Origin of the sequence: Kitasatospora sp. SUK 42 (genome assembly GCF_015776785.2) — a bacterium.
Lineage (GTDB): Bacteria > Actinomycetota > Actinomycetes > Streptomycetales > Streptomycetaceae > Kitasatospora.
The window spans coordinates 1,849,960-1,866,663 of record NZ_LFMD02000002.1 but is presented as its reverse complement, the minus strand read 5'-3'; the positions used below and the strand labels follow the sequence as shown (position 1 = coordinate 1,866,663).

General features: G+C 72.0%; 15 protein-coding genes and 1 tRNA gene. 7 read left to right on the top strand and 9 right to left on the bottom strand.

Annotated elements, in window-relative coordinates; genetic code table 11:
- Positions 1-199: 199 nt before the first annotated feature.
- Positions 200-1,093 carry a rhomboid family intramembrane serine protease gene (locus RZ50_RS08105; protein WP_196951175.1) on the top strand — a complete coding sequence of 298 codons (894 nt, stop codon included), beginning with the start codon at positions 200-202 and terminating at the stop codon, positions 1,091-1,093.
- A 359-nt stretch (positions 1,094-1,452) separates the two neighbouring features.
- On the opposite strand, the gene crgA is transcribed toward RZ50_RS08105, so the two are convergent.
- Positions 1,453-1,701 carry a cell division protein CrgA gene (gene crgA / locus RZ50_RS08100; RefSeq protein ID WP_196951174.1) on the bottom strand — a complete coding sequence of 83 codons (249 nt, stop codon included), beginning with the start codon at positions 1,699-1,701 and terminating at the stop codon, positions 1,453-1,455.
- Between the two features lie 167 nt (positions 1,702-1,868).
- Here crgA and RZ50_RS08095 point away from each other — a divergent pair, with 167 nt between their 5' ends.
- From RZ50_RS08095 to RZ50_RS08075, 5 genes are all read left to right on the top strand, one after another.
- A complete protein-coding gene (locus tag RZ50_RS08095) occupies positions 1,869-2,633 on the top strand; it encodes a DUF881 domain-containing protein (protein WP_254802027.1) in 765 nt (254 codons plus the stop codon).
- 69 nt (positions 2,634-2,702) lie between these two features.
- Positions 2,703-2,882: a hypothetical protein gene (locus tag RZ50_RS08090; protein WP_196951173.1), complete on the top strand. Its 180-nt coding sequence runs from the start codon at positions 2,703-2,705 to the stop codon at positions 2,880-2,882.
- A gap of 56 nt (positions 2,883-2,938) precedes the next feature.
- Positions 2,939-3,601, top strand: coding sequence for an aminodeoxychorismate/anthranilate synthase component II (locus tag RZ50_RS08085; RefSeq protein ID WP_196951172.1), 663 nt, complete (start codon positions 2,939-2,941; stop codon positions 3,599-3,601).
- A gap of 5 nt (positions 3,602-3,606) precedes the next feature.
- A complete protein-coding gene (locus tag RZ50_RS08080) occupies positions 3,607-4,686 on the top strand; it encodes a class E sortase (RefSeq protein ID WP_308271529.1) in 1,080 nt (359 codons plus the stop codon).
- A 35-nt stretch (positions 4,687-4,721) separates the two neighbouring features.
- On the top strand, positions 4,722-5,558 hold the full coding sequence (locus tag RZ50_RS08075) for a class E sortase (protein WP_196951171.1): 837 nt from the start codon (positions 4,722-4,724) through the stop codon (positions 5,556-5,558).
- A gap of 163 nt (positions 5,559-5,721) precedes the next feature.
- Here RZ50_RS08075 and pknB read toward each other — a convergent pair whose 3' ends face one another.
- The 6 genes from pknB to RZ50_RS08045 all read right to left on the bottom strand — a co-directional run bounded on the left by pknB (position 5,722) and on the right by RZ50_RS08045 (position 14,172).
- Positions 5,722-7,830 carry a Stk1 family PASTA domain-containing Ser/Thr kinase gene (pknB, locus tag RZ50_RS08070; RefSeq protein ID WP_196951170.1) on the bottom strand — a complete coding sequence of 703 codons (2,109 nt, stop codon included), beginning with the start codon at positions 7,828-7,830 and terminating at the stop codon, positions 5,722-5,724.
- 261 nt (positions 7,831-8,091) lie between these two features.
- On the bottom strand, positions 8,092-9,543 hold the full coding sequence (locus tag RZ50_RS08065; protein WP_196951169.1) for a penicillin-binding protein 2: 1,452 nt from the start codon (positions 9,541-9,543) through the stop codon (positions 8,092-8,094).
- Positions 9,540-10,916 (bottom strand): FtsW/RodA/SpoVE family cell cycle protein, encoded by a 1,377-nt coding sequence (locus RZ50_RS08060; RefSeq protein WP_308271569.1) that lies wholly within the window; start codon positions 10,914-10,916, stop codon positions 9,540-9,542. The genes RZ50_RS08065 and RZ50_RS08060 overlap by 4 nt, the downstream gene beginning before the upstream one ends.
- 169 nt (positions 10,917-11,085) lie before the next feature.
- The gene (locus RZ50_RS08055; RefSeq protein WP_196951167.1) at positions 11,086-12,678 is read right to left on the bottom strand and encodes a PP2C family serine/threonine-protein phosphatase; all 1,593 of its coding nucleotides are present in this window, start codon (positions 12,676-12,678) and stop codon (positions 11,086-11,088) included.
- 53 nt (positions 12,679-12,731) lie between these two features.
- Entirely contained in the window at positions 12,732-13,274 is a 543-nt protein-coding gene (locus RZ50_RS08050) for an FHA domain-containing protein (protein ID WP_196951166.1), read from the bottom strand.
- Between the two features lie 46 nt (positions 13,275-13,320).
- Positions 13,321-14,172, bottom strand: coding sequence for a DUF3662 and FHA domain-containing protein (locus RZ50_RS08045; RefSeq protein ID WP_196951165.1), 852 nt, complete (start codon positions 14,170-14,172; stop codon positions 13,321-13,323).
- A 419-nt stretch (positions 14,173-14,591) separates the two neighbouring features.
- On the opposite strand from RZ50_RS08045, the gene RZ50_RS08040 reads away from it, so the two are divergent.
- Positions 14,592-14,675: transfer RNA gene (locus tag RZ50_RS08040), tRNA-Leu, on the top strand.
- A gap of 72 nt (positions 14,676-14,747) precedes the next feature.
- On the opposite strand, the gene RZ50_RS08035 is transcribed toward RZ50_RS08040, so the two are convergent.
- Together RZ50_RS08035 and RZ50_RS08030 are read right to left on the bottom strand one after the other, a co-directional pair.
- The gene (locus RZ50_RS08035) at positions 14,748-15,896 is read right to left on the bottom strand and encodes a sensor histidine kinase (protein WP_196951164.1); all 1,149 of its coding nucleotides are present in this window, start codon (positions 15,894-15,896) and stop codon (positions 14,748-14,750) included.
- Positions 15,893-16,543: a response regulator transcription factor gene (locus RZ50_RS08030; protein WP_308271568.1), complete on the bottom strand. Its 651-nt coding sequence runs from the start codon at positions 16,541-16,543 to the stop codon at positions 15,893-15,895. The genes RZ50_RS08035 and RZ50_RS08030 overlap by 4 nt, the downstream gene beginning before the upstream one ends.
- Positions 16,544-16,704: the final 161 nt, after the last annotated feature.

Here is a 16,704-nt window from a genome sequence, read left to right as displayed (position 1 = left end):
CCACTGGCACCCCGGGTGGGCCGAGCGGGGCCCCTGCGGGGGGCTTCGGGGGGTGGTGGGTCGTGAGGGCGGGAGGTGGCCCGGGCAGGACCGCTGGGGGCGCGAGGGCGGGAGGTGGGCCGGGCAGGACCCCTGCGGGGGCTGCGGGCGGCAGTAGGCTGGCGGCTTCGGTGGTCGCGTACGGGAAGGGGAACCGGTGATGCTCCCGGACGAGTCGCGGTCGGCGGCGGAAGGGTCCCCGGAGGGCGGGCTGCCCGGGTGCTACCGGCACCCGCAGACGGCCACCGGGGTGTCCTGCACCCGCTGTGAGCGGCCGATCTGCCCGCAGTGCATGGTGACCGCCTCGGTGGGCTTCCAGTGCCCGGAGTGCGTCGGCAACGGGCACGCCGGGACGCGGCGGGCGACCACCCGGTTCGGCGGGGCGCTGACCGTGGACGGCGGGCTGGTGACCAGGGCGCTGATCGGCGTCAACCTGGTGGTCTGGCTGCTGGCCGCCTACGTGCTCACCCCGAGGCTGGGCCAGATCTGGTCGCTGTTCAGCGCCGGGGGGGACATCCGCGGCGGCCCGGCCGGCGTCGCCGACGGCCCGCACGAGTGGTACCGGCTGCTGACCGCCACCTTCCTGCACCTGGAGTGGTGGCACATCGGGATGAACATGCTGGTGCTGTTCTGGCTCGGCCCGCCGCTGGAGGAGGCACTCGGCCGGCTGCGCTTCCTGGCCCTCTACCTGCTCTCCGGCCTCGGCGGCAGCACCTTCGCCTTCCTGCTGGCCGGGAACCTGATGGACTCGTTCGGGGCCTCCGGGGCGGTCTTCGGCCTGATCGGCGCCACGATCGTGATGCAGCTGCGGATCCGGGGCCCGCTCGCCCCGGCGATGGCCTTCCTGGTCTTCAACCTGGTGGTGACCTTCTCCCGCTCGAACATCGACTGGCGCGCGCACCTCGGCGGCCTGGCGCTGGGCGCGCTGACCGCCTTCGGCCTGATGTACGCCCCGCGCGAGCGCCGCGGCCTGGTGCAGGGGCTGACGCTGGCCGTGGCGGTGGCCGTGGAGGCGGCGATGCTGTTGACCGGGATGGCCCTGTACGGCGCGTGACGCCCGGACGTTTGTCCACAGCGGGTGCGGGGTTGTGCACAGGCTGTGCGCCGACCCTCCTGTGGACTGTTGTTCTACGCGTGTCCTCCTGTGCGGTTCCCCCGTTCCTGAGGGGTTGTGCACAGCTGTGGACGACCGGAACCGGAAAAGTTATCCACAGGCTGTGAGGACTTTTCCCCAGTGTGGATAACCATGTGGATAAGCGCGACAGTCTGATGGTGGGGATAACCGACCGGGCTGTGGGGCCGTCGGACCGCCGGGCCCGGACCGCACCGGGACATGCCTGACCGCCGCTCCGGGGCCCGCGATCCGAAGCGGCGGAAGGAGCCCCGTGTCGGGCCCTCAGGACGCGCGGAGCGTCACTTCCACTGGGTGGAGACGCCGAACCCCGCCGCGATGAAGCCGAAGCCGACCAGGATGTTCCAGTTCCGCCAGCTCTCGACGGGGTAGTTCCCGCTGGTCACGTAGTAGGTGACGATCCACACCAGGCCGATCAGGAACAGCGCCAGCATCAGCGGGGCGACCCAACCGCGCCCCGAACTGATCTTCACCGCGGCCGTGGTCGGCGGGGTGTAGTCGGACTTCTTGCGGAGTCGAGACTTCGGCACGAGGTGCTCTCCTGTCGATGCGCTGTGAGACCGCGCGGACGTGCAGCGGGCGAGGCGCCGACGGTCGGTGGGGGAGAACGCTCAGGGACCGCTCCCGCACCCGCCACCGGCGTCCGTTAGCGTAGTGGCTCAGCGGGTCTCGCGGAGATAAGGGTACGGTGACTAATTTGTCGATTCCCCCGGGGAAGGCCGCTACCCGCCCCTCCGGCACCCGAATTGTCGGACGCGCCCTGACCTGTGCCGTCTTCGCGCTCGCCGGTCTGCTCTTCTACATCAGCGCGCAGACCGCCCGCGGCACCGACCTGCGGACCGACAACTCGCTGCTGAGCCTCGGCGACGTGGTCCGCCAGCGCAGCTCGCAGAACCAGCAGGCGCAGGCCCAGCTGGCCGACCTCCAGGCCCGGGCGCAGCAGCTCACCGAGAGCCAGGGCCACGACCCCGCCGACACGGCGCGGCTGGACGGCCTGCGGCTCGGCGCGGCCCTGGAGCCGCTTCAGGGCGGCGGCCTGACCGTCACCCTCAACGACGCCCCGCCGAACGCCACCGCCCGCATCCCCGGCGTTCCCGAGCCCGGCGTCAACGACCTGGTCATCCATCAGCAGGACATCCAGGCGGTCGTCAACGCGCTGTGGCGGGGTGGCGCCGAGGGCGTACAGGTGATGGACCAGCGGCTGGTCTCCACCAGCGCCGTCCGCTGCGTCGGCAACACGCTGCTGCTGCAGGGGCGGGTCTACTCCCCGCCGTACGTGGTCAAGGCGGTGGGCCGGACGGACGCGCTGCGTACGGCCGTCGACGCGGACCCGACGATCCGCAACTACCTCCAGTACGTCCAGGCGTACGGCCTGGGCTGGAAGGTCCAGGAGAGCGGCGACCTCACCCTGCCCGGTTACTCCGGGACCACCGAACTCCGGTCCACGGGCGGCCAGCCGTAGCGGACCGTCCTCGCGGGCGCGGATCCCGGGTCTACTCTTGACCCCAGTCCGTTACGTCGAGGGAGCACCATGTACGGCTGGATCTGGCGTCACCTCCCGGGGAACACCCTGGTTCGGGCCACCATCTCGCTGCTCCTGATCCTGGGGATCGTCTACCTCCTCTTCACCTACGTCTTCCCGTGGGCGGAACCGCTGCTCCCCTTCGGCGACGTCACAGTGGACGGCGGCGACGGGGCCTCGGCCGGCTGACCCGGCGTGCCCCGGTACTTCCACCCAGCACCGCATCCCACGGAGACCACGCGACCATGACCACCCAGCCGACCCCGCCCCGCATCCTGGTGGTGGACAACTACGACAGCTTCGTCTTCAACCTGGTCCAGTACCTGTACCAGCTCGGCGCCACCTGCGAGGTGGTGCGCAACGACGAGGTGACCGTCGAGCACGCCGTCCGCCGGTCGGGGGACGAGGGCTTCGACGGGGTGCTGCTCTCCCCCGGCCCCGGCGCGCCGGAGGAGGCCGGGGTCTGCATCGAGATGGTGCACCACTGCGCGGGGATCGGGCTGCCGGTGTTCGGCGTCTGCCTGGGCCTCCAGTCGATCGCGGTCGCGTACGGCGCGGTGGTCGGCCGGGCGCCGGAGCTGCTGCACGGCAAGACCTCGCCGGTCGAGCACGAGGACGGCGGCGTGTTCGCCGGCCTGCCCTCGCCGCTGACCGCGACCCGCTACCACTCGCTCGCCGTCGACCCGGCCACGGTGCCGGACGAGCTGGTGGTCACCGCGCGCACCGGCAGCGGAGTGATCATGGGCCTGCGCCACCGCGAACTGCCGGTCGAGGGCGTGCAGTTCCACCCCGAGTCGGTGCTCACCGAGGGCGGGCACCGGATGCTCGCCAACTGGCTGGCGGAGTGCGGCGACCCGCTCGCCGTCGAGCGGTCGGCCGGGCTCGCCCCGGTGATCGGCCGGGGCTGAGCGGCGTGACCGCGGTGCGCCCGGAGGGGCGTTACCAGCCGGAGGCGGGCCCGTACGGCGGCGGGGAGTACGGAGCCCAGGGGTACGGAGCCCACGGGTACGGCGAGCCGTACCCGTCGGAGCACCCGGCCCAGGCCGCGCCCGAGGACGCCTGGGGCGTGTACGAGCAGGCCGAGCAGCCCGTCGCGGGCGGGCCCGAGTACCCCTGGCTGCCCGACCAGACCCTCCAGCTGCGCCTGCCCGCACTCGACGGGGCCGCGGCCGAGCCCGCCCCGCCCACCGGCGGCCGGGCCGAGCGCCGACGGGCCGCCCAGGGCCGGACGTCCGTCCGCTCGGGCGGCGGGCGCCGCCGGGCGAAGGGCCGGGCGGCCGGGCGGGCGCGCCCCAAGGAGTCCGTCGCCGTGGTGGCCGCGCGGTTCGGCGGCGAGCTGTGCATAACGCTCGGCCTGGTGATGCTGCTGTTCGTCGCGTACCAGCTCTGGTGGACCAACGTGCAGGCCGACGCGGCCGCCGACGGCGCCCGCAACCAGCTGGAGCAGCAGTTCGACGCCCAGCCGCCCGCCCAGCCGGGGCAGCCGGCCCCGGACCCGAACAAGCCCGAGGTGTTCGAGCCCGGCAAGGGCTTCGCCATCATCTACCTGCCCAAGCTGGGGCTGAAGTTCCCGATCGCCGAGGGCACCTCCAAGCCGTCGGTGCTCGACAAGGGCCTGGTCGGCCACTACACCGGCACCGGGATGCCGAGCGACAAGTCCGGCAACTTCGCGCTGGCCGCGCACCGCAACACCCACGGCGAGCCGTTCCGGTACATCAACGAGCTCGGCAAGGGCGACAAGATCGTGGTGGAGACCGCCACCGGGTACTACACCTACGAGATCACCGGCGGCATCCCGGAGACCTCGCCCAACAACGTGAGCGTGATCAAGCCGGTGCCGAACGGCGCCGGGTACGCCGGTCCGGGCCGGTACATCACGTTGACCACCTGTACGCCGGAGTTCACCTCCAAGTTCCGGCTCATCGTCTTTGGCAAGATGATCGAGGAACGGCCGCGCAGCCAAGGCAAGCCGGCCGCGATCACGGGCGGATAGCCGCCCGCAGGCCCGTTCGAGGGGGAGCAGCGCAGATGCGGCACGACGGCACCGAGCAGTCGATCGAGCTGGCCGAGGAGGCCTTCCCCCCGCCCCCGGACGGGGCGAGGGGGAAGCAGCGGCGCGGACGGGCCCGGGCGCTGGCCGCGCTCGGCGTCTTCGGCGAGCTGCTGATCACCGTGGGCCTGGTGCTGGGCCTGTTCGTGGCCTACTCGCTGTGGTGGACCAACGTGCAGGCGGACCGCTCCGCCTCGGCCGCCTCCGACAAGCTGCGCAACTCCTGGGCCGCGGGCCCGACCCCCGGTGCCCCGGCCGTGCCGGGCGCCGCCCCCGCCCCCGGCACCGCGCCCGGCGGTGCCGCCGCGGTGCCGCCGCCCGCGATCGGGGACGACGTCGGCTTCCTGCACGTCCCGGCGATGGGACGGGACTACCAGGTGCTGATCCGGATGGGCACCTCCGCCGACGTCCTGGACGAGGGCGTGGCGGGCGTCTACGAGCAGCCCTACAAGGCCGCGATGCCCTGGGACGAGGCGGGCAACTTCGCGCTGGCCGCGCACCGGGACGGCCACGGCGCCAAGTTCCACGACCTGGACGCCGTCCACAAGGGCGACGCGGTCGTGGTCGAGACCAAGGACAAGTGGTACGTCTACAAGGTCGACAACACCCTGCCGGAGACGTCCAAGTACGACACCGGCATCGTCGCGCCCGTCCCGGTCAGCTCCGGCTACGCGGGCCCCGGCCGCTACATCACCCTGACCACCTGCACGCCGGTGTACACCTCGCGCTACCGGATGGCGGTCTGGGGCAGCCTGGTGCGGGTGGACGACATGGACGCCAAGCGCACCCCGCCGCCGGAGCTGCGGCGCTCCTGAGCCCCTTCCCGGCCCTTCCCGGCCCTTCCCGGCCCTTCCCGGACCCTCCGGAAGCCGCCGGAGCCGCCGGGAAACGCCAGGAGGAACGCCCGAGGGCCCGTCGCAGTCGCTGCGACGGGCCCTCGGGCGTTGGTGACCGGGTCAGCCCCAGGGGAACCAGGGCTTAGGGGTGGTCTCCTTTGGGTGGGGTGGTGGTGGGGTCGCCCCCTTTGGGCGGCTCGGCCGCCTTCGTGAACAGCTGGACCTGGGTGTTCGGGTCCAGCTGGGTGCCGGCCGGCGGGTTGGTCATCTGGACCACCGAGGTCGGGTCCTGCGGGCCGACGATGGTGTAGCCCAGGTTGAGCTTCTGCAACTGGGCGATGGCGTCCGACAGCTTGACGTTCTGCAGCGGCGGGACGGTGGCCTTGTCCGGCGCCTTGTAGATGGTCAGCGAGATCTTCGTGTTGGCCGGCGCCTTGGTGTTGGGCGAGATCGACTGCGAGGCCACGGTGTTGACCTTGGTCGGGTCGTTGATCGGCGTGGTCTTCGAGGTGTCGACCTGGAAGCCGAGGCTCTGCAGCTGGTTCTGCGCGTCGTCCTTCTGGGCGCCCACCACGTTCGGGACGGTCTGCTTGGCCTTGCCCTGCGAGACCGTCAGCTTGACCGGGGCGCTCGGGTCGGCGGGCGTGCCGGCCGCCGGGTCCTGGGCGATGACGGTGTCCTGCGGGGCGGTGTCGTCGTCCTTGTACTCGGGGGCCCCGACGTTGGTGAAACCGGCCGCGGACAGGGCCTGGAGCGCCTGGTCCTTGGGCTTGCCGGTCACGGTCGGGATCTGGGACTTGGCCGGACCGGAGGAGAGCTGCACCGTGATGGTGGCGTTCTCGGCGATCTGGCCGCCCGCCGCCGGGTTCTGGGCGCAGACCTGGTCCTTCTTGACGTTGGTGTCCGGGCAGGTGACCTTGTCGCCCTCGGTCACCACCAGCTTGGGACCGGCTGCCGCGGCGGCCGTCCTGGCGTCGGCCAGGCTCTTGCCGACCAGGTTCGGCGCGGACACCTTCGGGGTCTCCTTGGTGCCCTTGTCGCTGAACATCGCCTGGGCCACGAAGAAGGTGCCGACCAGGACCAGCACGGCGGCCACCGCCAGCACGATCCAGGAGGTGTTGCTCTTCTTCGGCCGGTCCTCGCCGCGCCGGCCGCCGCCCTGGCCGTAGCCGTCGTCGTAGCCGTCGTGGCCGTCGCCCGCGGCGCCGGCGTAGGTCTGGCCGTAGCCGTCCTCCTGGTAGCCGCCCTGCTGCGCGGAGGCCTGCGGCAGCAGGGTGGTCGGGCCGCCGGGCTGCTGGGGCAGCACGTTGGTCTGGCCGTACGGGTCGTGCTGCTGCGGGTAGCCGTTCTGGTCGTAGCCGTACCCGGCCGGGCCCATGCCGTAGGCGGCCTGCTGGGCGGCGGCGACCGGCAGGCCGTCGAGGAAGCGCTCGATGTCGTCGCGCATCTCGTCGGCGCTCTGGTAGCGGTAGTCGCGGTCCTTGGCGAGCGCCTTCAGCACGATCGCGTCGATCTCGGGGCGCACCTCGGGATCGAAGACGGACGGCGGCTGCGGCTCCTCCCGGACGTGCTGGTAGGCCACCGCGACCGGGGAGTCGCCGACGAACGGCGGCCGGACGGTCAGCAGCTCGTAGAGCAGGCAGCCGGTGGAGTAGAGGTCGGAGCGGGCGTCGACCTGTTCGCCCTTGGCCTGCTCGGGCGAGAGGTACTGGGCGGTGCCGATGACGGCCGAGGTCTGGGTCATGGTCATCCCGGCGTCGCCCATCGCGCGGGCGATGCCGAAGTCCATGACCTTGACGTTGCCCTGCCGGGTCAGCATCACGTTGGCCGGTTTGATGTCGCGGTGCACGATGCCGGCCCGGTGCGAGTACTCCAGGGCCTGGAGGATGCCGATGGTCATCTCCAGCGCGCGCTCCGGCAGCAGCCGGCGGCCGGAGTGCAGCAGCTCGCGCAGCGTCGAACCCTCGACGTACTCCATCACGATGTACGGGATGGAGATGCCGTCGATGTAGTCCTCGCCGGTGTCGTACACGGCGACGATCGCGGGGTGGTTCAGGGACGCCGCGGACTGCGCCTCGCGGCGGAAGCGGGCCTGGAACGACGGATCCCGGGCCATGTCGGCCCGGAGCGTCTTCACTGCGACGGAACGGCCGAGCCGGGTGTCATGGGCGAGGTACACCTCGGCCATGCCGCCGCGTCCGAGGACACCGCCGAGCTCGTACCTGCCGCCGAGGCGACGAGGCTCTTCCATAGTTCCGACCCTCTCCCTCACCCGCCGGTGAGGTTGTGACGTAGGTGTCCCCGCACGCTCTGGGTGACGCCGCGCGCGCCGCGACCGGTTCTCCGGCCGGGCCGCGCGCCGCCTCGCGGGCGGCAACGGGCACACCCGCTGCTGGCGGATACGCTACCGGTCGCACCGCACCGGACCGGAGTCAGCCGTCGGCCGATATCAGACCGGTATCCGGACGGTGGCGCCGAATCGTGACATTCGCCTCACCTCTCCTCCCGGCGGCTACTTGCCGAGGGCGGCCTGCATCACCGCCTTGGCGATCGGGGCCGCCAGCCGGCCGCCGCTGATGCCGTCACGGTTGTCGGAGCCGTCCTCGACCACGACCGCGACCGCGACCGACTGGCCGTCCGGGGTCTTCGCCCAGGAGGTGAACCAGGCGTACGGCAGCCCGGCGTTGTTCTCGCCGTGCTGGGCGGTGCCCGTCTTGCCACCGACCTGGAGACCCGGGATCTGGGCGTTCTTGCCGGTGCCGTCCTGCACCACCGAGACCATCAGGTCCTGCATCTTCTGCGCGGTGGCCGGGCTCATGGCCTGGGAGAACTGCTTCTCGGTGTGCTTGGAGATGGTGGTGAGCGAGGCGGAGCGCTCCGAGTCGACCAGGTACGGCTGCATCAGGCTGCCGTTGTTGGCGATCGCGGCGGAGACCATGGCCACCTGCAGGGGGGTGGCCCGGGTGTCGTGCTGGCCGATCGAGTCCTGGGCGGTCTGGTCCTGGCTGGGGCTGCTCGGGAAGACGCTCTTCTCGGCCCGGACCGGGGTGTCGACGGTGCTGTTGAAGCCGAACTTCTCGGCCTGCGCCCGCATCTTCTCCTTGCCCAGGTCCGCGCCCATCTTGGCGAAGACCGTGTTGCAGGACTGGTCCATCCCGGACTTGACGGTGGCGTTCCCGCAGCGCTCGTTGGGGCTCTCGTTCTTCAGCTCGGTCTTGGTGCCGGGCAGGACGTACGGGTCCGGGGTGTCCGTGGCGTCGTCGATGCTCTGGTACAGGCCGTTCTCGAACGCGGCGGTCGCGGTGACCAGCTTGAACGTCGAGCCGGGCGGATAGGTGTACTTCAGCGCCCGGTTGTCCATCGGCTTGTTCGGGTCGGCGTTGAGGGCCGTCCAGGCGGCGCCGTCGTCGTTGCCGGCGATGGTGCCCGGGTCGTAGGACGGGGTGGAGACCAGGGACAGGATCGCGCCGGTCTTCGGGTCGAGTGCGACCACCGCGCCCTTCTTGTCGCCCATGGCGTCGAAGGCGGCCTTCTGGACCTTGGGGTTGATGGTCGTGACGACGTCGCCGCCGCGCTTCTGCTCGCCGGTCAGCATGTCCAGGGTGTTGCGGAAGAACAGCCGGTCGTCGGTGCCGGAGAGGATGCCGTCCTCCAGGTTCTCCAGCCCGTTGGAGCCGTAGGCCTGCGAGGAGTAGCCGGTCACCGGAGCCCACATCGGGCCGTTGACCCAGGAGCGCTTGTACTTGTAGCGCAGGCCGTTCACGAAGTCGGAGTTCGTCACCGGCTGGCCGCCGGCGATGATGTTGCCGCGCGGGTGGGCGTAGCGGTCGTACAGCTGGCGCTTGTTGTTCTTGTTGGAGGCCCAGGCGTCGGCCTGGACGCCCTGCACCCAGTTGGTGCGCACCATCAGGGCCAGGATCAGCACGAGGCAGAAGATCGAGACCCGGCGGATCGGTTTGTTCATCGGGCGGGTCCTCCCTGGCCCTCGGTGGCCGGGGCCGGTTCGGCCCCGGGTCGGCGGGCGCTGTCGCTGATCTTCAGCAGGATTGCGACCAGCGCCCAGTTGGCGACCACGGACGAACCGCCCTGGGCGAGGAACGGCATGGTCATACCGGTCAGCGGGATCAGTCCGGTGACCCCGCCGGCCACGACGAAGACCTGGAGCGCCATCGCCGAGGAGAGTCCGACGGCGAACAGCTTGCCGAACGGGTCGCGGGCGGCGAGGGCGGTGCGCAGTCCGCGCTGTACCAGCAGGGCGTACAGCAGGAAGATCGCCATCAGGCCGGTCAGGCCCAGCTCCTCGCCGAAGGAGCCCAGGATGAAGTCGCTCTTGGCGGCGAAGTTGATCAGCCAGGAGCGGCCCTGGCCGAGCCCCGAGCCGGTCACCCCGCCGGAGCCGAGCGCCATCAGCGACTGGCCGATCTGCTCGGTGGCGCCCTTCGGCGGGTTGGGGCCGAAGGCGGCCATCGGGTCCAGCCAGGCGTCGATGCGGACCTTGACGTGGCTGGTGGTCATGGCGACCGCGACCGCGCCGCCGACCGACATCAGCAGGCCGAACAGGATCCAGCTGGTCCGCTCGGTGGCGACGTAGAGCATCACCACGAACAGGCCGAAGAACAGGAAGGACGTGCCCAGGTCGTTCTCGAAGATCAGGATCAGCAGGCTGAGCAGCCAGATCACGACGATCGGGCCGAGGTCGCGGCCGCGCGGCAGGTACAGGCCCATGAAGCGGCGGCTGGCCAGCGCCAGGGCGTCCCGCTTGACCATCAGGTAGCCGGCGAAGAACACGGTCAGGACGATCTTGGCGAACTCGCCGGGCTGGATGGAGAAGCTGCCCATCCGGATCCAGATCTTCGCGCCGAAGTCCTCCGCCCGGGCGGGGAAGAAGGCCGGCGCGGCGAGCAGCACCAGCGCCACCACCATCGAGATGTAGGTGTAGCGCTGGAGCACCCGGTGGTCCTTCAGCAGCACCATCACGCCGATGAACAGCGCCACCCCGAGGGCCGACCAGATCAGCTGGTTGCGCGCCGCCGGGAAGTTGCCGCTGAGCAGCTTGCCCGCCTTGTCCAGCCGCCAGATCATCACCACGCCCAGCCCGTTCAGCAGGGTCGCGATGGGCAGCATCAGCGGGTCCGCGTACGGGGCGAAGCGGCGCACCAGCAGGTGCGCGACCAGCGCCAGGGAGCCCATTCCGAGGCCGTAGCCGAGCATCCCGGCCGGCAGCTCGGAGTCCATCGCCAGGCCCACGTTGGCGTACGCGAGGATCGGCAGCAGGACGGCGAAGACCAGCAGCGCCAGTTCGGTGTTGCGCCGGTTCGGCGCGCCCTGGAGCGAGATGGTGGTGTTGCCCCGGCGCCGGGGCGCGGTGCGCTCGGCCGTCGCCCGGCGTCGGCCCGTGCCTCCGCCGCGGTCGGTGTCGCCGCTCAGGTTGTAGCTGCTCACGTGGTGACCGCTCCCTGACGGCCGGCAAGCCCGCTCCGGGCGGACCTATGTCGGATCACGGACGTCACTGCTTCGGGCAGGCTTCGGCCCGGCTGCGCTCGTCGTCGGTCAGTTGGGGTTGCTCGCTCGGGGCGGCGGCGGCCGGCGGGGCGGTGTTCTGCGGAGCCGGCGTGCTCGGGGCGGTCGGTGTCGGAGTCGTCGTCGGGGTGCGCGGCTTCTCCTTCTCGCCCGCGGGGGGCGGGGTGGCGGCCACGAACGAGGCCTTGCTGGCCTGGGTCGCCTGGGCGCCCTGCGGGGCCGGCGCGGTCGCCTTGGCGGCCTTCTGGCAGAGCTGGACCCAGCCGTCGAGCTCCTGCACGGTCGTGCGGGCGTCGGTCAGGCTGTTGACCGAGATGGTCTTGTTCACGTGGGCGCGCTGGTCCTGCGGCAGCCACTTCAGCGGGATGTTGCTGTAGGAGTCGTGCACCGAGGACAGGCTCAGGCCGGCCAGGTTCTGGTTGATGCCCTGGTAGACGGCGACGTGGTCGCCGTCCTCGCCGATGTAGTACTGGCCCTGCGTCCACTGGTAGCCGAAGAACCCGGCGCCGCCCAGCAGGCCGAGCGTGACCAGGACGGCCAGCGAGATGGTCAGGCCGCGGCGCTTGCGCCTGGGGGGCTGGTCCTCGTCGAACTCCTCGGTGCCGTACACCGAGGGCTCGCCGGAGCCGTAGCCGTACCCGCCCTCGTAGCCCTCGGCGGGGCCGAAGCCGTTCGACCCGCCCTCGTAGCCCTCGGCCGGGCCGAAGGCGCCCTGGGGGCTGCGGCCGAGGCCGGCGGCGCGGCCGGCCGGGGTGTCCGGGATCGAGCGGTCGGCGGCGGAGGACGGCGGGGTTTCGGCGACCGCGCCGACGACCACCGGGACGTCGCTGAACTGGCCGCTCATGGTGTCCGTGGCGCCGACGTCGATGACGTCCGCCACGATGCAGGTGATGTTGTCCGGACCGCCGCCGCGCAGCGCGAGCTGGATCAGCTCCTGCACGGTCTGCTCGGGCGAGTAGTAGCTGCCGAGGGTGTCCTGGAGGGTCTGGTGGCTGACCGGGCCGGAGAGGCCGTCGGAGCAGATCAGGTAGCGGTCGCCGGCCCGGACCTCGCGGATCGACAGGTCGGGCTCGACCTGGCCGCGGCCGTCCAGGGCCCGCATCAGCAGCGAGCGCTGCGGGTGGGTCTCGGCCTCCTCGGGCGTGATCCGGCCCTCGTCGACCAGGCGCTGCACCCAGGTGTGGTCCTGGGTGATCTGCACCAGCGAACCGTCGCGCAGCAGGTAGGCGCGGGAGTCGCCGACGTGCACCAGGCCCATCCGCTGGCCCGTCCACAGCATGGCGGTCAGCGTGCAGCCCATGCCCTCCAGCTGCGGGTCCTCCTCGACCATCTGCCGGAGCCGGTCGTTGGCGCCCTGGACGGCGTCGCCCAGCAGGGTCAGCAGGTCGGCACCCGGCACGTCCTCGTCCAGCCGGACGATCGAGCCGAGCACCTCGGAGGACGCGACCTCGCCGGCCGCGGCGCCGCCCATGCCGTCGGCCACGGCCAGCAGCCGCGGCCCGGCGTAGCCGGAGTCCTCGTTCCCCTCCCGGATCAGTCCCTTGTGGGAGCCGGCGGCGAAGCGCAGCACCAGGGTCATGCGACCTGTGCCCCCCTCTGGGTCATGGACGGGTTGCTGTCCCTCATGCGCTACTACTTCCGCAGTTCGATGACGGTCCTGCCGATACGGATCGGCGTGCCCGGCTGGAGCGGGGTGGGCGCGGTCAGGCGCTGCCGGTCCAGATAGGTGCCGTTGGTGGAGCCTAGATCCTCGACCGTCCACTGCCCAGTCTGATCCGGATAGATCCTGGCATGCCGGGAGGACGCGTAGTCGTCGTCCAGCACGATGGTGGAGTCGTGCGCGCGGCCCAGCGTGATGGTCTGGCCCTGGAGCGCGACGGTGGTCCCGGCCAGCGAGCCCTGGACCACGACGAGCTGGGTCGGGGCCCCGCGGCGGCGGCCGCCGCCCTGGGTCTGGCCCGCGCCGGGGCCGCCGGGAGCGGGCGTCGGACGCCCGGCGGCGGTGGTGGCGGTCGCGGGGCCGCCCGACGGGGCGCTCGTGCCGCGGCGGGAGGTGCGGGGGTTCACCTTGGTGCCGAACAGGTCGCTGCGGATCACCTGGATCGCGACGATGACGAACAGCCACAGCACGGCCAGGAAGCCCAGCCGCATGACCGTGAGGGTCAGTTCTGACATGACCGTCCCGCCAGTCGGTGAGCGAGGCGCGCGAACAAATCGGACACTACCCTTCGACCTGCCGGTAGACGATGGTGGTGGATCCCACGACGATTCGGGAGCCGTCGCGGAGCGTAGCGCGCTGGGTGTGCTGTCCGTCCACCACGATGCCGTTGGTGGAGCCCAGGTCGAGGACCATCGAAGGGGTGCCGGGGCGGATCTCGGCGTGCTTGCGGGAGACCCCGGGGTCGTCGATCCGCACGTCCGCCTCGGTCGAGCGGCCGAGCACGCAGGCCGCGCCGGTGATCTGGTGGCGGGCGCCGTTCACCTCGACCCAGCGGCGCATCGAGGTGCCGTGGCCGGCGCCGGGGAAGGCGCGGACGTTCCCGCCGGCCGGCGGGGCCGGGGGCATCGCGGGGGGCGCGGCCGGCGGCGGGGGCGCGTTGTACTGCCCGGCGCCGGTCTGCTGCCACGGTGCGCCGGGGGCCGGCGCGGCCGGCGGGCGGTCGTAGCCGGGCTGCGGCTGGGCGTACTGCTGGGGTTCCTCGGCGGCCAGGGTGCGGCTGCGCACCCGGTACAGGCCGGTGTCCAGGTCGTCGGCCTTCTCCAGGTTCACCTGGAGCGGGCCCATGAAGGTGTACCGCTGGGCCTCGGCGTACTCGCGGACCATGCCCGCGAGCTCGGTGCCGAGCTGCCCGGAGTAGGGGCTGAGCCGCTCGTGGTCGTGCGGGCTGAGCTCGACGATGAAGTCGTTCGGCACGACGGTGCGGTCGCGGTTCCAGATGCTCGCGTTGTTGTCGCACTCGCGCTGCAGCGCACCGGCGATCTCCACGGGCTGGACCTCGGACTTGAACACCTTGGCGAAGGTGCCGTTGACGAGACCCTCAAGCCGCTGCTCGAACTTCTTCAGCATTCCCATGGGGCACCCCCTTCCAGGGTTCGTTCGCCTGCCTGCCGACCGGATCCCAGCGGGGAGTCGGTCGCGCCTACTTGCGGTACTTCCGTACTGATCGTATCCACGCCGGGCCCTTCCGTACGGTTCCCGGACCGCGTGGTGCCCGGGGGTGGGCTCGGACACACAGGGTGACGCATTCCGGGTGCGGCACGCCAGGTGTGCCCGTCGGAGCCGCCGCCCACCCCTCGATCGTCCGTTCGTCGTGCCTCTGTTCGGCTGCCGCAGGCGTCTCCGGGATACGGATTCGGAGCCACCCCGCAGGTCGTGCTAATGTTTTCCACGTCGGAAGGGCCGCCCGGAAGGGAAGCCGGACCGAGGAAGCGCGAAGGCCACATGGTACCGAGCGGTTCCGAGGATCGGACGGCAGAGAAGACAACACCCATGCGCGGGTGGCGGAATAGGCAGACGCGCTGGATTCAGGTTCCAGTGCCCGAAAGGGCGTGGGGGTTCAACTCCCCCCTCGCGCACAGCGAAGCCCCGCAGATCTTCGGATCTGCGGGGCTTTCTCGTTCCCGGGGTCCCGGGCTCCGGGCCCCCGGTCAGGAGCGGTTGGCGGGCAGTTCGGCGCGGACCTCGAAGCCGCCGTCCTGGGTGGGCCCGGCGGTGAGGGTGCCGCCCAGCAGCTGGGCGCGCTCGCGCAGGCCGACCAGGCCGTGGCCGCCGCCCGGAAGGGGCTCGGCGGGGTGCACCGGCGGCGCCCCGTTGCGGACCTCGACCCGCAGCCGGCGGCCCTTCGCCCGGACCCGCACGTGCACCGCCGCCTCCGGGGCGTACTTGGTGATGTTGGTGAGGGCCTCCTGGACGGTGCGGTAGGCGGCCCGTTCGACCGCCTCCGGCCACGGGCGGTCGCCCGGGTTCAGCTCGGTGTCGGCGGCCAGGCCGCTCTCCTCGATCAGCCGGGGCAGGTCGGCCAGCCGGGGCTGCGGGGCGAGCGGGGCGTCCGGGAGCGGGCCGCCGGTGCCGCGCAGCACCCCGACCATCTGCCGAAGTTCGTCCAGGGTCCGGACCGAGAGCTCGCGGATGGTGCGGGCGGTGGTCGAGGCGGCCGGGTCGGCGGTGCTCACCTGGAGCGCGCCGGCCTGGATGCTGATCAGGCTGACCTGGTGCGAGACCACGTCGTGCATCTCCCGGGCCAGCCGGCCGCGCTCGCTGAGCAGCACCCGCTCGGCGAGCAGCCGGCTCTCCCGCTCCTGGCCGCGGGTCAGCTCGTCCAGCCTGGCGGCCAGCTCCCGGCGGGTGCGGGCGAGCAGGCCGGTGGCGGCCGGGCCGGCCGCCAGCATCACGGCCTGGATGGCGTTGAGGGCGTTGTCCCGGCTCAGGTCGAGGGCGGTGGGGGCCACCGGCCAGTGGAAGAACTCGACCAGGGTGAACAGCGTGCCGCAGGGGAGCAGGATCCGGGGGCTGGGGCGTTCGGAGGCCACCGTGTAGACGGCGGTGATCGGGGCCAGCCAGATCTCGTCGACCCAGCTGCCCGGCATGGTGAGCAGCAGCACCGTCACCGGGAAGCGGCGGCGCAGGCACAGCGAGACGGCTGCCAGCGTGGAGAGCGCGATCTGCCACCAGGAGGCCTCCCGGGCCACCAGTGCGGCGTCCACCAGGGAGTAGAGGACGGGCAGCAGCAGCATCAGCCAGGGGGCGGTGCACCAGGCCGGCAGCCGTCGGGACGGCAGCTGGTCGACGGCCGTCATGCCCCGTTGCCGGGCTTGGGCCGGACCAGGCCGGCCCGGTGGGCGAGCACGGCGGCCTGGACCCGGTTGGCGGCGCCGAGCTTGCCGAGGATCGCGCTGATGTGGTCCTTGACCGTTCCGGTGCCGAGGAAGAGCCGGTCGGCTATCTCGGCGTTGGACAGGCCCTCGCCGAGCAGCGCGAGCACGTCCAGCTCGCGGACGGTGAGGGTGCGGGCCAGCGTGGTGGCCTCGGCGTCCGGGCCGCCGCCGTCCACGTAGCCGCCGATCACGGTGCGGGTGACGGTCGGGGAGAGGATGTTGCCGCCGGCCGCGAGCACCCGGACGGCGTGCACCAACTGCTCGGGGGCGGTGTCCTTGAGCAGGAAGCCGGCCGCGCCGGCCCGCAGCGCGGTGCCGATGTACTCGTCGGTGTCGAAGGTGGTGAGCATCGCCACGGCGGGCGGGTCGGGCAGGGCGCGCACGCGGCGCAGCACGGAGATGCCGTCGAGGTCCGGCATCCGGATGTCGAGCAGCACCACGTGCGGGCGCAGCCGCTGGACGTGGTCCTCGGCCTGTCCGCCGGAGCAGTCGCCGACCACCTCCAGGTCGGGGGCGGAGCCGACGATCAGGCCGAGGCCGGAGCGGACCAGGATCTCGTCGTCGACGATCAGCACGCGGGTGGTGGTGATGGTGCCTCCTCGGTTCGGGCGGCCGGGTTCGGGCGGTCCGCGGGGGTGCTTTTGAGGGTAGGGCCAGTGGTGGCGGGGTGCCGAACGCGTGACGGGGGTGTACCCCCGCCGTTCGGCGGGGGGGGGAATCGGCTACCCGG

What these genes read in the sequence shown, in the direction of transcription:
- RZ50_RS08035 (WP_196951164.1), bottom strand. Translation starts at nt 15,896, where the DNA reads ATGACGGCCGTCGACCAGCTGCCGTCCCGACGGCTGCCGGCCTGGTGC.
- RZ50_RS08085 (WP_196951172.1), top strand. Translation starts at nt 2,939, where the DNA reads ATGACCACCCAGCCGACCCCGCCCCGCATCCTGGTGGTGGACAACTAC.
- pknB (WP_196951170.1), bottom strand. Translation starts at nt 7,830, where the DNA reads ATGGAAGAGCCTCGTCGCCTCGGCGGCAGGTACGAGCTCGGCGGTGTC.
- RZ50_RS08045 (WP_196951165.1), bottom strand. Translation starts at nt 14,172, where the DNA reads ATGGGAATGCTGAAGAAGTTCGAGCAGCGGCTTGAGGGTCTCGTCAAC.
- RZ50_RS08055 (WP_196951167.1), bottom strand. Translation starts at nt 12,678, where the DNA reads ATGACCCTGGTGCTGCGCTTCGCCGCCGGCTCCCACAAGGGACTGATC.
- RZ50_RS08075 (WP_196951171.1), top strand. Translation starts at nt 4,722, where the DNA reads ATGCGGCACGACGGCACCGAGCAGTCGATCGAGCTGGCCGAGGAGGCC.
- RZ50_RS08065 (WP_196951169.1), bottom strand. Translation starts at nt 9,543, where the DNA reads ATGAACAAACCGATCCGCCGGGTCTCGATCTTCTGCCTCGTGCTGATC.
- RZ50_RS08090 (WP_196951173.1), top strand. Translation starts at nt 2,703, where the DNA reads ATGTACGGCTGGATCTGGCGTCACCTCCCGGGGAACACCCTGGTTCGG.
- RZ50_RS08050 (WP_196951166.1), bottom strand. Translation starts at nt 13,274, where the DNA reads ATGTCAGAACTGACCCTCACGGTCATGCGGCTGGGCTTCCTGGCCGTG.
- RZ50_RS08105 (WP_196951175.1), top strand. Translation starts at nt 200, where the DNA reads ATGCTCCCGGACGAGTCGCGGTCGGCGGCGGAAGGGTCCCCGGAGGGC.